The organism is Pseudomonas sp. MPB26 (assembly GCF_046605355.1).
Taxonomy (GTDB): domain Bacteria; phylum Pseudomonadota; class Gammaproteobacteria; order Pseudomonadales; family Pseudomonadaceae; genus Aquipseudomonas; species Aquipseudomonas cedrina.
The window spans coordinates 2717521-2731751 of record NZ_CP176793.1 but is presented as its reverse complement, the minus strand read 5'-3'; the positions used below and the strand labels follow the sequence as shown (position 1 = coordinate 2731751).

The 14231-nt window shown below is 62.6% G+C and carries 15 protein-coding genes; 2 read left to right on the top strand and 13 right to left on the bottom strand.

From position 1 onward, the window contains the following. Nucleotides 1-35: 35 nt before the first annotated feature. Together arfA and ACLH0H_RS12625 are read left to right on the top strand one after the other, a co-directional pair. Nucleotides 36-200 carry an alternative ribosome rescue factor ArfA gene (arfA, locus tag ACLH0H_RS12630; RefSeq protein ID WP_003176285.1) on the top strand — a complete coding sequence of 55 codons (165 nt, stop codon included), beginning with the start codon at nt 36-38 and terminating at the stop codon, nt 198-200. Between the two features lie 61 nt (nt 201-261). Further along, the gene (locus tag ACLH0H_RS12625; protein ID WP_411382204.1) at nt 262-1587 is read left to right on the top strand and encodes a lytic murein transglycosylase; all 1326 of its coding nucleotides are present in this window, start codon (nt 262-264) and stop codon (nt 1585-1587) included. Nucleotides 1588-1700: 113 nt separating this feature from the next. Here ACLH0H_RS12625 and ACLH0H_RS12620 read toward each other — a convergent pair whose 3' ends face one another. From ACLH0H_RS12620 to ACLH0H_RS12560, 13 genes are all read right to left on the bottom strand, one after another. Further along, nucleotides 1701-2618: a S66 peptidase family protein gene (locus ACLH0H_RS12620; RefSeq protein ID WP_411382203.1), complete on the bottom strand. Its 918-nt coding sequence runs from the start codon at nt 2616-2618 to the stop codon at nt 1701-1703. A 149-nt stretch (nt 2619-2767) separates the two neighbouring features. Then, on the bottom strand, nt 2768-3769 hold the full coding sequence (gene lipA / locus ACLH0H_RS12615) for a lipoyl synthase (protein WP_411382406.1): 1002 nt from the start codon (nt 3767-3769) through the stop codon (nt 2768-2770). A 26-nt stretch (nt 3770-3795) separates the two neighbouring features. Continuing rightward, nucleotides 3796-4443 carry a lipoyl(octanoyl) transferase LipB gene (gene lipB, locus ACLH0H_RS12610; RefSeq protein WP_411382202.1) on the bottom strand — a complete coding sequence of 216 codons (648 nt, stop codon included), beginning with the start codon at nt 4441-4443 and terminating at the stop codon, nt 3796-3798. Then, nucleotides 4443-4718: a DUF493 domain-containing protein gene (locus tag ACLH0H_RS12605; protein ID WP_048724650.1), complete on the bottom strand. Its 276-nt coding sequence runs from the start codon at nt 4716-4718 to the stop codon at nt 4443-4445. The genes lipB and ACLH0H_RS12605 overlap by 1 nt, the downstream gene beginning before the upstream one ends. A gap of 84 nt (nt 4719-4802) precedes the next feature. After that, entirely contained in the window at nt 4803-5960 is a 1158-nt protein-coding gene (locus tag ACLH0H_RS12600) for a D-alanyl-D-alanine carboxypeptidase family protein (RefSeq protein ID WP_411382201.1), read from the bottom strand. Nucleotides 5961-6137: 177 nt separating this feature from the next. Continuing rightward, nucleotides 6138-7139, bottom strand: a complete 1002-nt coding sequence (locus ACLH0H_RS12595; protein WP_307388853.1) for a septal ring lytic transglycosylase RlpA family protein — start codon at nt 7137-7139, stop codon at nt 6138-6140. Then, nucleotides 7139-8149 (bottom strand): lytic murein transglycosylase B, encoded by a 1011-nt coding sequence (mltB, locus tag ACLH0H_RS12590; protein ID WP_411382200.1) that lies wholly within the window; start codon nt 8147-8149, stop codon nt 7139-7141. Before mltB ends, ACLH0H_RS12595 begins: the two co-directional genes overlap by 1 nt. 17 nt (nt 8150-8166) lie before the next feature. Continuing rightward, on the bottom strand, nt 8167-9270 hold the full coding sequence (rodA, locus tag ACLH0H_RS12585) for a rod shape-determining protein RodA (RefSeq protein ID WP_169376807.1): 1104 nt from the start codon (nt 9268-9270) through the stop codon (nt 8167-8169). Between the two features lie 31 nt (nt 9271-9301). Continuing rightward, nucleotides 9302-11200, bottom strand: coding sequence for a penicillin-binding protein 2 (mrdA, locus tag ACLH0H_RS12580; protein WP_411382199.1), 1899 nt, complete (start codon nt 11198-11200; stop codon nt 9302-9304). Nucleotides 11201-11215: 15 nt separating this feature from the next. Next, nucleotides 11216-11683 carry a 23S rRNA (pseudouridine(1915)-N(3))-methyltransferase RlmH gene (rlmH, locus tag ACLH0H_RS12575; protein WP_003176297.1) on the bottom strand — a complete coding sequence of 156 codons (468 nt, stop codon included), beginning with the start codon at nt 11681-11683 and terminating at the stop codon, nt 11216-11218. A gap of 9 nt (nt 11684-11692) precedes the next feature. After that, a complete protein-coding gene (gene rsfS / locus ACLH0H_RS12570; RefSeq protein WP_003237041.1) occupies nt 11693-12187 on the bottom strand; it encodes a ribosome silencing factor in 495 nt (164 codons plus the stop codon). 69 nt (nt 12188-12256) lie between these two features. Continuing rightward, the gene (gene nadD, locus ACLH0H_RS12565) at nt 12257-12901 is read right to left on the bottom strand and encodes a nicotinate-nucleotide adenylyltransferase (protein WP_076952663.1); all 645 of its coding nucleotides are present in this window, start codon (nt 12899-12901) and stop codon (nt 12257-12259) included. Beyond that, the gene (locus tag ACLH0H_RS12560; protein ID WP_411382198.1) at nt 12901-14166 is read right to left on the bottom strand and encodes a glutamate-5-semialdehyde dehydrogenase; all 1266 of its coding nucleotides are present in this window, start codon (nt 14164-14166) and stop codon (nt 12901-12903) included. Before ACLH0H_RS12560 ends, nadD begins: the two co-directional genes overlap by 1 nt. Nucleotides 14167-14231: the final 65 nt, after the last annotated feature.

The following is a 14231-nucleotide window of genomic DNA, read 5'->3' as shown; positions in this document are numbered from 1 at the left end:
TGCCCCGCTTCCCCTCACCTATCGAGCGTACGAACATGAGCAAAAAGCCATCCAAGCATGGCCCAAACAAGGCCAAATCCATCATCGCCCAGCCACTGTTCCGCAGCCGTCAGGAACGTGCCGGCAAGGGCAAAGGCAGCTACCGCCGCGAAGCCTTCCAGTCTAATAGCTGGGAGGCTTCTTACTTTCTGGCTGCCTGAAGGCAAGCGACCCTCCGGCATGATAAGGTCTGCTTCTGATTTGTAATCCCTGGACCTGTGCATGCCCTCTAGTCTTTCCCGTCGTTGGCACCTTCGCCAATTGATCGCTGCCTCCAGCCTCATTCTGCTTGTCGCCTGCGCGGAGAAACCAACCGCCGCCGACGCTCAACCACTGCCCAAACTCCAGACCGCCCCCGTGGCCGCGCCTGCCGTAGTGGCCCCGCTGGCCGTGGACAATCTTGATATCCAACCCACCCAGACCTTTGCCGAATGGCAGGCCGGCTTTCGCGCGCAAGCCCTGCAGGCCGGCATCACTGCCGCGGTGTTCGACAATGCCTTCGCCAATGTCACGCCCGACATGGCAGTGATCCGCGCCGACCGCAGCCAGCCGGAATTTTCCCGCCCGGTGTGGGAATACCTCGACGGCGCCCTCTCGCCGGTGCGCGTGCGCAATGGCCAGGCCTTGCTGGTCAAATACGCCGATATCCTGCAAAGCATCGAGCAACGCTACGGCGTCGACCGCCAAGCGCTGGTGTCGGTGTGGGGAATGGAAAGCAACTTCGGCCAGTTCCAAGGCAATAACTCGGTGATCCGCTCGCTGGCGACCTTGGCCTACGAAGGCCGTCGACCGGCGTTTGCCCAGGCACAACTGCTGGCGGCGTTGCAGATCATCCAGCACGGCGACATCCAGGCCGACCAGATGAAAGGCTCCTGGGCCGGCGCCATGGGCCAGACCCAATTTATTCCGACCACCTACAACACCCACGCCGTGGACTTCGATGGCGACGGTCGCCGTGACATCTGGAACAGCCCGGCCGACGCCCTCGCTTCCACCGCGCATTACCTGCAAAGCTCCGGCTGGCAGAAAAGCCAACCATGGGGTTTCGAGGTGAAACAACTGCCGACGAACTTTGATTACGCCCTCGCCGATGGCGGCATCCGCAAGACCGTCGCTGAATGGTTGAAACTCGGCATTCAACTGCCACCCGGCGCCAGCCTGCCGCCAAACGTCGACCAACTGTCCGCCGCGCTGCTGTTGCCGGCGGGTTACCGTGGCCCGGCGTTCCTGGTCCTGGACAACTTCCGTGCAATTCTCAAGTACAACAACTCATCGTCCTACGCGCTGGCGGTTGGCTTGTTGTCGGAACGCTTCGGCGGTGGCGGCGTGATTCGTGGCGATTGGCCAAAAGATGAGCTGCCGCTGAGCCGCTCGCAGCGTATCGATTTGCAGACGGCGCTGAGTGCCAATGGCTATGACGCAGGCAACCCGGACGGGATCATCGGCGCCAATACGCGCAAGGCGATCCGCGCGGCGCAGCAGGCACTGGGCTGGCCGGCGGATGGGTATCCGACGGTGAAGCTGCTGGAATCGTTGCAGAACCGCTGACACTGATCGTTCCCACGCTCTGCGTGGGAACGCCGCCTTGGACGCTCTGCGTCCGCTTGAAGTCGTGACGCGGAGCGTCACAGGATGCATTCCCACGCGGAGCGTGGGAACAATCAGTGCAGGACCACATCCTGCTCCAGCACCACCCGCTGCTCCCCCGCATCCAACCGTACCAGCGCACCCATGGGCAGCGTCAGGTTCGGGTCGCAATGCCCGCTGCGCCAGCCGGACAACACCGGGATGCACAGCGGCTCGAAGGTCTGCTTCAGCAGCCGCTCCAGGGCAACAGCTTCCACACCCGCCACATCCCCCACCAGCACGCCGGCAACCTGGGCCAGCTTGCCCGCTAGGCGCAAATGCGTGAGCAGGCGGTCGATGCGGTAGATCGGCTCGTTGATGTCTTCGATAAATAGGATGATGCCGTCGGCGTCGATCTCGTAAGGCGTGCCCATCACTGCCGCGATCATCGACAGATTGCCGCCCAGCAAGCGCCCACAGGCGATGCCAGGCTCAAGGGTGGTCAATGGGAAGGCGGCGGGGTGAGCCAGCACACTGTCGGCGCCAAGGTCGCCGCGCAGCAGGCTGAGCAGCGACGACTCGGTAGGCGGCTGCTTGCCGCCGAGCAAGTCGGCATTGAGCATGGGGCCGTGGAACGTCACGAAACCGGCATAGCGGTTGATCGCCAGGTGCAAGGCAGTGATGTCACTGTAGCCGACGAAGGGCTTGGGGTTGGCGCGCAGCAGTTCGAAATCCAGGCTGTCTAGCAGGCGTGGCGTGCCGTAGCCGCCGCGCAGGCAGAAGATGGCGTCGATGGCAGGGTCGGCGAAGGCGCTGTGCAGGTCGTTGAGGCGGACTTTATCGCTGCCGGCGAGGTAGCCGTCTCGCTCATACATGCCAGGGAAGATTCGCAGGTCATAGCCGCGGGCGCGCATCCATTGGCCGGCTTTTTCGACGTCCAGCGCGGCGGGGCCGGCGGGCGCGATCAGGGCGATGGTGCCTTCGGGGCGAAGAGCAGGTACGGCAATGGTCATCCACGATTCTCCCTAAATTAACGCAGAACGAACTGTGGGAGCTGGCTTGCCTGCGATGGCATCTCCTCGGTACATCTGTCGTACCGAGGCGTCTGCATCGCAGGCAAGCCAGCTCCCACATTGGATCAGCGGTGTTGTCCATCTCTGTATTAAGAGACCAAACTCGCCTTGACCAGCTTGGCCTGCTCGTCCGCATGGTACGAGGAGCGCACCAGCGGGCCGGACGCCACGTTCTTGAAGCCCATCTTGTAGCCTTCCTCGGCGAACCAGGCGAAGGTGTCCGGGTGCACGAAACGCTGCACCGGCAAGTGGCTGCGGGACGGTTGCAGGTACTGGCCCAGGGTCAGCATGTCGATATCGTGTTCGCGCATGCGCTTCATGACCTCGATCACTTCTTCGTCGGTCTCGCCCAGGCCCAGCATCAAGCCGGATTTGGTCGGAATGTGCGGCATCATTTGCTTGAATTTCTGCAGCAGGGTCAGCGACCACTGGTAATCCGAACCCGGACGCGCGGCCTTGTACAGGCGCGGCACGGTTTCCAGGTTGTGGTTGAACACATCCGGCGGCTCGGCGGCGGTGATGTCCAGCGCCACATCCATACGGCCGCGGTAGTCCGGCACCAGGGTTTCGAGCATGACGTTCGGCGACAGTTTGCGGATTTCGCGGATGCAGTCGGCGAAGTGCTGGGCGCCGCCGTCACGCAGGTCGTCGCGGTCGACCGAGGTGATCACCACGTATTTGAGTTTCAGGTCGGCGATGGCGATGGCCAGGCTTTGCGGCTCGTTGACGTCCAGAGGCTTCGGCCGGCCGTGGCCCACGTCGCAGAACGGGCAACGACGGGTGCAAATGTCGCCCATGATCATAAAGGTGGCGGTGCCGCCGGAGAAGCACTCGCCCAGGTTCGGGCAGGAGGCTTCTTCGCACACGCTGTGCAGCTTGTGCTTGCGCAGCAGGGCCTTGATACGGTCGACTTCCGGCGAAACCGGGATGCGCACGCGGATCCAGTCGGGTTTCTTCGGCAGTTCGGTGGTCGGAATGATTTTCACCGGGATGCGTGCAACCTTCTCGGCGCCGCGCAGCTTGACGCCGGCTTCCACCTTGGCACGCGGGGCCGGGGCCGGACGGTCGGTCACGTCGACCGTCGGGATCATGGTTTGCACTGCATCAGTAGTCATAGTCAGTCGATTCCGCCCGTAAGGGTCGTCTGCTCAGCATAGTCGAGGTGTTTGACGAGCTGCGCACGCAGCCGGGCACTTACCTCGGCAAATTTAATCGGTGTGGCGTGGTCACTCAGTTGCGTCATCGCCAACCCGGCATAACCGCACGGGTTGATCCGCCGGAACGGCGCCAGGTCCATATCCACGTTCAGGGCCAGGCCATGAAAGGAACAACCGTGGCGAATGCGCAAGCCGAGGGACGCGATTTTCGCGCCTTCCACATACACACCGGGCGCATCGGGCTTGGCCGCGGCGGTCACGCCGTAACTGGCCAACAGCTCGATCAGGCAAGCCTCCATGCGGCTCACCAGGTCGCGTACGCCAAACCCAAGCTTGCGCACGTCCAGCAGCAAGTAAGCCACCAGTTGACCCGGCCCATGGTAAGTCACTTGGCCACCTCGGTCGACCTGCACCACCGGAATATCCCCCGGCAGCAACAGATGCTCGGCCTTGCCGGCCTGGCCCTGGGTGAACACCGGCGGGTGTTCCACCAGCCAGATTTCATCGGCGGCGGTGCTGCCGCGCTCGTTGGTAAAGCGCTGCATGGCATGCCAGACGGGCTCGTAGGCCATCCGGCCGAGCTCGCGAAAGCCCAATACCTGTGGCATCACAGCACCATGTGCACGAAGCCGGTGGCCCGCAGTTCACTGTTGATGTCGTAGAGCTGGTCTTGCCCGATTGCAACGATATGCAATTGGATTGTGGTGTATTTGCCTGTGGAGCTGGATCGCTCGTCCACACGCTGATCATTGATCGTCGCGTGCTTACGCACAATCTCGAGGATCAAATCTTTGCGGCCTACGCCGGTATCGCTGATGATCTTGATCGGATAGTCCACCACCGGGAATTCGATCTTTGGCGCCTTTACTTCGGTATCGGTCATGGCGTAACGGCCTCGTAAGCGGTAAGCCGTGGCGACGGCAAAGCCCCGCGTCGGATCAACGCGGGGCTTTGCAGGTGCACACAATCAGTTGAACAAGCCGTAGAAGAATAGACGGATGCTATCCCACACGCGGCGGAAGATACCACCTTCGTCGACGGCGTCCAGGGCGATCAGGTCGGCGCTGTGCACCACCTTGTCGTCCAGCTTGACTTCGACTTTACCAATCACGTCGCCCTTGGCGATCGGCGCCACCAATTGCGGGTTCATGCTCATGCTGGCCGCGAGCTTTTTCAATTGGCCCTTAGGCATGGTCAGGGTCAGGTCTTCAGCCAGGCCGGCCTTGACTTGTGAGGTTGCGCCTTTCCATACCGGCGCGGTCGCGAGCTCCGCACCCTTCTGGTAGAAGGTCTGGGTTTCGAAGAAGCGGAAACCGTAGGTCAGCAGTTTTTGCGTCTCGGCCGCACGGGCCTGCTCGCTGTTGGTGCCGAAGACCACGGCGATCAGGCGCTGGCCGTCACGCACGGCGGACGACACCATGCAGTAGCCGGCTTCTTCGGTGTGGCCGGTCTTCAGACCGTCGACGGTCTTGTCGCGCCACAGCAGCAGGTTGCGGTTAGGCTGCTTGATGTTGTTCCAGAAGAATTCCTTCTGGGAGTAGATCGCATAGTGCACCGGGTCGACGCGAATGATCGCGCGCGCCAGGATTGCCATGTCGTGAGCCGACGAGTAGTGCTCAGGGTTCGGCAGACCGGTCGGGTTCATAAAGTGGCTGTTGGTCATGCCCAGGTCGGCCACGGTTTTGTTCATCATGTCGGCGAACGCGTCTTCGCTGCCGGCGATGTGCTCGGCCAGGGCCACGCTGGCGTCGTTGCCGGACTGGATGATGATGCCGTGCAGCAGGTCGCTCACCGTGACCTGCGAACCGACCTTGATGAACATCCGCGAACCGCCGGTACGCCAGGCGTTTTCGCTGACGGTCACCGGGTCGTTCTCGCCGATCTGGCCACGACGGATTTCCAGGGTCGCGATGTAGGCGGTCATCAGTTTGGTCAGGCTGGCCGGCGGCAGGCGCTGGTCACCGTTGTTCTCGACCAGCACGTTGCCGCTGGCGGCATCCATGAGGACCCAGGCCTTGGCGGCCAGTTGCGGGGAGGCCGGCACCATTTCAACCGCCCAGGCGGCCGGGGTGATGATCAGCGAAAGAAGCAGGCACGTGCGTTTGGCTAAGGTGGTGATGTTCATCCGTCTCTCGAAATTGCTTATGGAAACTTGCCCTCGCGGGCAAAACTTATTCAGACAGCCCGTTGCCAGACTGTCGCGTGTTCGGTTGCCCGCTCACCCCTTGCCCCTGGGTTTTTATTGTTCAACGAGCCAGCAACCACAGCCCAGGCCCCACGAGCCAGAGCCATCAATTCTTTATTATTCAGCCGTGACGACGCTGGGTTGCCCCAGGTTGGCCAGGCGCACGCTGTTCTGCACTTGTGCGACCTCGCTCGGCGAGCCGATCGGACCCATGCGCACCCGGTGCAGGGTCTGCTGGTTACGCACGATGGAGCTGATGAAGACCGGCGCGTTGACCATGCCGCTGAGTTTGGACCTTAACAGTTCTGCCGCGTCGGGGTTGGCGAAAGCGCCGACCTGCAGGTATTGACCACCCGCTGCCGCTGCGCCCGGCGCAGCCCTGGGCACGACGACCGTGTCCGGCGCGTGCTGCTGTGGTGGAGGCGTCCATTGCTCGATCTTGCCCGTAGAGGCGGTCACTTGCGGCTGCTGGGTCGGCGGCTCATTGAGCATTAACGGCGCCGGCTTGCCACGCTGGGCCCAATACTGCGCAGGGTCGATACCTTCGACCTTCACGCGCGCGGTACCGGTTTCGGCGTAACCGAGCTTCTTAGCGGCCGCGTAAGACAAGTCGATAATGCGGTCCGAATAGAACGGCCCACGGTCGTTGACCCGCAGGATCACGGTGCGGTTGTTGTCCAGGTTGGTCACGCGGACATAGCTGGGCAACGGCAAGGTCTTGTGCGCCGCGCTCATGCCGTACAGGTCATACACTTCGCCGTTGGCGGTGTTCTGGCCGTGGAACTTGGTGCCGTACCAGGACGCCGTACCCGATTGCACGTAGGTCTTGGAATCCTGCAGCGGAAAATAATTCTTGCCCAGCACGGTATAAGGATTGGCTTTGTACGGGCCGGTGTGCAGGGTCGGTGTGGCGTCCGGGATCTTCGACACGTCGACGTCCCACCACGGCGCGCCGTCTTTGTGCGCGCGGTTGATGTCCAGGCCCGGCTGGGCACGGACCACCGCGCCCCCGGATTTCTGCTGCACCGGCCCGCGGCTGGTGGAACAACTGACGACCAGCAGGGACAACGCGGCGAACGCCACCAGCTTGAGCGGTTGATTGAACAGCGATGCCCGCATTACTTGTTGCCCCGTGCTTGGACCAGCATGTCTGACAGCTGATGCACGGCCATGGCGTACATCACACTGCGGTTATAACGCGTGATTGCGTAGAAATTCTTCAGGCCCATCCAGTATTCCGGGCCATTTTCGCCTTCAAGGCGGAACGCCGTCACTGGCATATCGTCAGGCAGCGCATTCTGACTCGACCAGCCCAGCGCCCGCAACTCCCCGACCGTCTTCGCCGGCTCGATGCCCTGGGTCAGGCCCTCGTCGGCACGATCGCCGGCGACCTCTGCACGGGCCACCACCGGCTCGCCGGCCATCCAGCCGTGGCGCTTGAAGTAGCTGGCTACGCTGCCGATGGCGTCGTCGGGGTTGCTCCAGATATTGATATGGCCGTCACCGTCGAAATCCACCGCATAGGCGCGAAAGCTGCTCGGCATGAACTGCGGCAGGCCCATCGCACCGGCGTAGGAGCCCTTGAGGGTCAGCGGATCGACCTGTTCTTCGCGCGCCAGCAGCAGGAATTCGCGCAGCTCCTTGCGGAAGAAGTCGGCGCGCGGCGGGTAATCGAAGCCCAGGGTCGACAAGGCGTCGATCACCCGGTAGCTGCCGGTGTTGCGCCCGTAGAAGGTCTCGATGCCGATGATCGAGACAATCACCTGCGCCGGCACGCCGTATTCCTGCTCGGCGCGGGCCAGTACCGCCTCGTGCTGGCGCCAAAAGTCCACACCCCGAGCCACGCGGGCGTCGGTCAGAAACATCGGACGGTATTCCTTCCACTGCTTCACGCGTTCGGCAGGGCGGGAGATGGCGTCGAGGATCGCCTGCTTTTTCTGGGCTTCGCGGAACACGCCCATCAGCTGTTCGCCGGCGAACCCATAGTCGCGGGTCATTTCACCGACAAACTCGGCGACCTGGGGTGAACCATCATAGTCACCGGCCTGCGCCTCTTGCGTGGCGCCCAGCAGCCCGATCAGGCCCATCCAGGACGCGTGCCGAGTCGCCCAGCCGCGCATTACTTGCATTGACATCTTCACCTTATTCAAACCTGTGCGATCCATTTGCGATGCGTATGAATCGACATCAAAACCCCAAACGCTGACATCAACGTCACCAGCGAAGTTCCGCCATAGCTAATGAACGGCAACGGCACCCCCACCACCGGCAACAGGCCACTGACCATACCGATGTTGACGAAAACATAAACAAAAAAAGTCATGGTGAGCGCGCCGGCCAGCAGTTTGCCGAATAACGTCTGCGCCTGCGCGGTAATCACCAGGCCGCGACCAATCAACAGCAGGTAAATCAGCAGCAGCGCGCAGATGCCCACCAGGCCGAACTCTTCGCCCAGCACCGCAATGATGAAGTCGGTGTGGCTTTCAGGCAAAAAGTCCAGGTGCGACTGCGTTCCCAGCAGCCACCCCTTGCCGAATACGCCGCCGGAACCGATCGCGGCCTTCGACTGGATGATGTTCCAGCCGGTGCCGAGCGGGTCGCTTTCCGGGTCGAGGAAGGTCAGGATCCGCTGCTTCTGGTAGTCGTGCATGAAGAAGAACCACATGGCCACGGCCACTGGCACGGCGGCGGCCAGCACGCTGAGGATCCAGCGCCAGCGCAAGCCGCCCATGAACAGCACGAACGCACCGCCCGCCAGGATCAGCAACGAGGTACCCAGGTCGGGCTGGCGCACGATCAGGATGAACGGTATGCCAATCAGCAGCAGGCTGATGCCCACGTGCTTGAGCTGCGGCGGCAAGGTGCGCTTGGACAGGTACCAAGCAATGGTAGCCGGCATCAGTATCTTCATGAATTCCGACGGCTGGAAGCGGATCACCCCAGGAATGTTGATCCAGCGGGTCGCGCCCATGGCGTTGTGGCCCATCACGTCCACCACTACCAGCAGCAACACGCCGGCCACATAACCCAACGGCACCCAGCGCGCCATGAAGCGCGGTTCAAGTTGGGCGATGACGACCATCGACAACAGGCCCAGACCGAACGACGACGCCTGCTTGATCAGCAGGTCCCAGTTCTTGCCGCTGGCCGAATACAGCACGAACAGGCTACCGGCCGCCAGGGTCAGCAGCAGGATCAGCAACGGGCCATCGATGTGCATGCGTTGCAGCAACGTTGCACGGCGACGCATCACATCTTCACTGGAAAGGATGCGGTCAAAATTACTCTTCATCGGCCGTAACCTCAGTGCTTGTAGGGGGGCCGCCATATTCGGGCTTGAGCCGGCCGTCGCTCGCCAACAGCCAGGCGTCCATGATCTGGCGCACCACAGGGGCCGCGACGCCGGAACCGGATTCGCCGTTCTCGACCATCACTGCCACCACGATCTTGGGGTCGTCCGCCGGCGCGAAGCCGACAAACAAGGCGTGGTCGCGGTGGCGCTCCTGCACCTTGGAGCGGTCATACTTCTCGCCCTGCTTGATCGCGACCACCTGAGCCGTACCACTCTTGCCGGCGATGCGGTATTGCGCGCCGATGGCCGCCTTGCGCGCGGTACCGCGGGCGCCGTGCATCACTTGCTGCATGCCGTGATTGACCTTGTTCCAGTCGGACGGGTCGCGCAACACGATATCCGGGATCGGGTTCTCATCCACCGGCTTCTCGCCTTCGATGGTCCTGGCCAGGTGCGGACGGTTCCACACACCTTTGTTGGCCACCAGCGCCGTGGCCTGGGCCAACTGCAGTGGCGTGGCCTGCATATAGCCCTGGCCGATGCCCAGGATCAGGGTTTCGCCCGGAAACCAGGCTTGCCGGCGGGTGGCACGCTTCCATTCCCGCGACGGCATCAGGCCAGGGGACTCTTCGAACATGTCCAGGGAGACTTTCTGACCCAGGCCGAACTTGCCCATGTAGGCAGACAAGCGGTCGATGCCCAGCTTGTGGGCCAGGTCATAAAAATAGGTGTCGTTGGAACGCATGATGGCGGTGTCGAGGTCGACATAGCCGTCACCGGTGCGGTTCCAGTTACGGTATTTGTGATCGTAGTTGGGCAGCATGTAGTAACCGGGGTCGTACACGCGACTGGAGGCAGTGACCACACCGGCGTCGAGCCCGGCAATCGCGACCGCCGGCTTGATCGTCGAACCCGGCGGATACAGGCCGCGCAGCACGCGGTTGAACAACGGCCGGTCGATGGAATCGCGCAATTCGGCGTACGCCTTGAAGCTGATCCCCGTCACGAACAGGTTGGGGTCGAAGCTCGGCTGGCTGACCATCGCCAGCACTTCGCCGGTTTTCGGGTCCAGTGCTACCACCGCGCCGCGACGACCGCCCAGGGCCATCTCGGCGGCTTCCTGCAACTTGATGTCCAGGCTCAGCACGATGTCCTTGCCCGGCACCGGGTCGGTGCGCTTGAGCACCCGCAGCACACGGCCACGGGCGTTGGTCTCGACTTCTTCGTAACCCACCTGCCCGTGCAGTTCCGGCTCGTAGAACCGCTCGATGCCGGTCTTGCCGATATGGTGGGTGCCGCTGTAATTGACCGGGTCGAGGGTTTTCAGCTCTTTCTCGTTGATCCGCCCCATGTAGCCGACCGAGTGGGCAAAGTGCGGCCCCTGCGGGTAATGCCGCACCAACTGCGCCACCACTTCCACCCCCGGCAAACGGAACTGGTTCACCGCGATCCGTGCGATCTGCTCTTCGGTCAGCTCAAACAGGATCGGCACCGGCTCGAATGGCCGGCGCCCTTGCCGCATGCGCTTTTCGAAGATCACGCGGTCTTCCGGCGTCAGCTGCAGCACCTCGACGATCACGTCGAGCACCTGCTGCCAGTCGCCGGAACGTTCCCGGGTCATGCTCAGGCTGAAGCTGGGCCGGTTATCTGCCACCACCACGCCATTGCGGTCGAATATCAGCCCACGGGTCGGCGGAATCGGTTGCACATGCACCCGGTTGTTTTCCGACAGCGTGGAGTGATAGTCGTACTGGATGACCTGCAGGTAATACAGGCGCGCCACCAGCACACCGATCAAACCCACCACCATAAAGGCGCCAAACACCACGCGAGCGCGTACCAGACGTGCGTCTTTCTCGTGGTCCTTGATGCGGATCGGCTGGGTCATCGGCAGGGGCGCAGATTATTTGTGGTAAGGGTGCCCGGACAGAACTGTCCAGGCGCGATACAGCTGTTCACCGATCAGGATCCTTACCAACGGATGCGGCAGCGTCAGCGCAGACAACGACCAACGCTGGTCCGCCCGCGCACAGACTTCCGGCGCCAGCCCTTCGGGACCGCCCACCATGAAATTGACGGTACGCGAGTCCAGGCGCCAGCGATCCAGTTCCACCGCCAGTTGCTCGGTGCTCCAGGGTTTGCCGTGCACTTCAAGGGTGACGATGCGCTCGTTGGGGCCGACCTTGGCCAGCATGGCTTCGCCTTCCTGACGGATGAAGCGCGCCACATCGGCATTCTTGCCCCGGGTATTGAGCGGTATCTCTACCAGTTCCAGCGACAGCTCGGCGGGCAGACGTTTGGCATACTCGTGCCAGCCTTCTTCCACCCACTTGGGCATGCGTGAACCGACAGCAATCAGACGCAGGCGCACAGCCGTTCCTTATTCCTGGTCTTTGTTGAGCTTGTCGAAGTGCGCGTGGCCCACTTCCGGGCTGTGGTGCTTGCCATCGGCGGCACGGCTCTGTTCGGCGCCTTTCCACAGGCGCTCCAGGTCGTAGAACTGGCGAGCGTTGGAGGTCATCATGTGCACGATCACGTCGTCCATGTCCAGCAGCACCCAGTCGCTGTCGCCCTTGCCTTCTTCACCCAGCGGCTTGACGCCCTGGGCCTTGACGGCTTCGCGCACCTTGTCGAGCATCGCGCCGATCTGGCGGTTCGACGTGCCGGTAGCGATGATCATGTAGTCGGTGATGCTCTGCTTGTCGCGCACGTCCAGCACCTGGATGTCCTGGGCTTTCACGTCTTCCAGGGCCGCCACGGCGACTTTTACCAGCTCTTCGCCAGCCAGTTCAGGACCAACGTGGGCTTCAACCGGCAGCGGGGCGCTTTTGAACGTGCCTTTGCGCTTAACTTTGCTTACGTCTTTGTTCGTCATATAAAACCTGTTTTGCTCGTATGTTCGGGCGCTCGCGCTACGACTGTGCGTAGATTCAAGCGCGCCTTTTCAGTTCGACGCACGGTAAAGCCCGTGCGCATCGATGTAGGCCAGGACCGCGTCAGGCACCAGGAAACGTACCGACTTCCCGCTGGCCAGCAGTTGACGGATCTGGGTGGCGGACACCGCAAGCGGGGTCTGCCAGACGAATGCAATATTCCCGTTCGGCCCGGTCAGGGCCAAGGGGTCACTTACCGACCGCGCGGCCAGCAGGTTGCGCAAGGCATCCGGCGGTTCGCTGTCGGCATCCGGGCGTTGCAAAACCAGGATGTGGCAATGCTGGAGGAGTTCCTCCCAGCGATGCCAAGAGGGCAGGCCGCAAAATGCGTCCCAGCCCAAAAGCAGAAACAACTGGTCATCGGCACCCAACTCGGCGCGCATCAGCTCCAGGGTGTCGACAGTGTAGGACGGTTTGTCGCGCTTGAGCTCGCGATCGTCCACCACCAGCGGCGCAATGCCTTCAACCGCCAGGCGCACCATTTCCAGACGTTGTTGCGGCGCCACCTGCGGCGTGTCGCGGTGCGGCGGCCGGAAATTGGGGATCAGGCGCAGTTCGTCCAAGGCCAGCGCGTCCGCCACTTCCAGGGCACTGCGCAGATGGCCGATGTGCACGGGGTCGAAGGTACCGCCGAGCAACCCGATGCGTTTAGCCATCAAGTGCGCACATGACCGTCGCCGAACACCACGTACTTCTCGCTGGTCAGGCCTTCCAGCCCAACCGGGCCACGGGCGTGAAGCTTGTCGGTAGAGATACCGATCTCCGCCCCCAGGCCGTACTCGAAGCCGTCGGCAAAGCGCGTCGAGGCGTTGATCATCACCGAAGCGGAATCCACTTCGTTGAGGAAGCGCCGCGCATCGCTGAAATGCTCGGAAACAATGGCGTCGGTGTGCTTGGAGCCGTAAGTGTTGATGTGTTCGATGGCCTCGTCCAGGTCGTCGACAATCTTGATCGACAGGATCGGTGCCGTGTATTCGGTGTACCAGTCCAGCTCGGTCGCCTCGATCACGTCCGCGCCCAGCAATGCGCGGGTGCGCACGCATCCGCGCAGCTCCACGCCCTTGTCGCGGTAGATGGCGGCCAGCGGCGGCAGCACGCGCTCGGCAATACCGGCGTGCACCAGCAGGGTTTCCATGGTGTTGCACGGGGCGTAGCGATGCGTCTTGGCGTTGTCGGCGATGCGGATCGCCTTGTCGATGTCGGCGGCGACGTCGATGAACACGTGGCACACGCCGTCCAGGTGCTTGATCACCGGCACCTTGGCATCACGGCTGACGCGCTCGATCAGGCCCTTGCCGCCGCGCGGCACGATCACATCGACGAATTCCGGCATGGTGATCAGCGCGCCGACGGCCGCGCGGTCGGTGGTTTCCACCACCTGCACCACTTCAGCGGGCAGTTCGGCCACGGCCAGGCCTTGCTGGATACACGCAGCAATGGCTCGATTGGAATGGATGGCCTCGGAACCGCCACGCAGGATGGTGGCGTTGCCGGACTTGAGGCACAGGCTCGCGGCGTCGATGGTCACGTTGGGGCGCGACTCATAAATGATGCCGATCACGCCCAGGGGCACGCGCATCTTGCCGACCTGGATGCCGGACGGCAGGTAACGCATATCGCGGATTTCACCGATGGGGTCAGGCAGCTTGGCCACCTGACGCAGGCCTTCGATCATGTCGTCGATACGTGCCGGGGTCAGCGCCAGGCGGTCGAGCAGGGCCGGTTCCAGGCCATTGGCGCGGCCGTTGGCCAGGTCCAGCTCGTTGGCGGCCGCGAGCTCTGCGCGCGAAGCATCCAGAGCATCGGCGGCGGCCAGCAGGGCACGGTTCTTCTGCGCGGTGCTCGCACGGGCGATCAACCGCGAGGCCTGACGGGCAGCGCGACCCAGGCGGGTCATGTAGTCAAGAACGGACTCAGTCATTGGGTCGGGAAGTCTTGGCAAAGAGGAAAGCGGCAGATTATAGCTGTGACGCCGCCTGACTGACA

Excerpts from the sequence above, each read along its gene's own strand:
- rodA (WP_169376807.1), bottom strand. The coding sequence starts at position 9,270 with ATGCGTCGCCGTGCAACGTTGCTGCAACGCATGCACATCGATGGCCCG.
- mrdA (WP_411382199.1), bottom strand. The coding sequence starts at position 11,200 with ATGACCCAGCCGATCCGCATCAAGGACCACGAGAAAGACGCACGTCTG.
- ACLH0H_RS12620 (WP_411382203.1), bottom strand. The coding sequence starts at position 2,618 with ATGACCATTGCCGTACCTGCTCTTCGCCCCGAAGGCACCATCGCCCTG.
- ACLH0H_RS12605 (WP_048724650.1), bottom strand. The coding sequence starts at position 4,718 with ATGACCGATACCGAAGTAAAGGCGCCAAAGATCGAATTCCCGGTGGTG.
- lipA (WP_411382406.1), bottom strand. The coding sequence starts at position 3,769 with ATGATCCCGACGGTCGACGTGACCGACCGTCCGGCCCCGGCCCCGCGT.
- ACLH0H_RS12600 (WP_411382201.1), bottom strand. The coding sequence starts at position 5,960 with ATGAACATCACCACCTTAGCCAAACGCACGTGCCTGCTTCTTTCGCTG.
- ACLH0H_RS12560 (WP_411382198.1), bottom strand. The coding sequence starts at position 14,166 with ATGACTGAGTCCGTTCTTGACTACATGACCCGCCTGGGTCGCGCTGCC.
- ACLH0H_RS12595 (WP_307388853.1), bottom strand. The coding sequence starts at position 7,139 with ATGCGGGCATCGCTGTTCAATCAACCGCTCAAGCTGGTGGCGTTCGCC.
- ACLH0H_RS12625 (WP_411382204.1), top strand. The coding sequence starts at position 262 with ATGCCCTCTAGTCTTTCCCGTCGTTGGCACCTTCGCCAATTGATCGCT.
- nadD (WP_076952663.1), bottom strand. The coding sequence starts at position 12,901 with ATGGCTAAACGCATCGGGTTGCTCGGCGGTACCTTCGACCCCGTGCAC.
- lipB (WP_411382202.1), bottom strand. The coding sequence starts at position 4,443 with ATGCCACAGGTATTGGGCTTTCGCGAGCTCGGCCGGATGGCCTACGAG.
- mltB (WP_411382200.1), bottom strand. The coding sequence starts at position 8,149 with ATGCAAGTAATGCGCGGCTGGGCGACTCGGCACGCGTCCTGGATGGGC.
- arfA (WP_003176285.1), top strand. The coding sequence starts at position 36 with ATGAGCAAAAAGCCATCCAAGCATGGCCCAAACAAGGCCAAATCCATC.
- rsfS (WP_003237041.1), bottom strand. The coding sequence starts at position 12,187 with ATGACGAACAAAGACGTAAGCAAAGTTAAGCGCAAAGGCACGTTCAAA.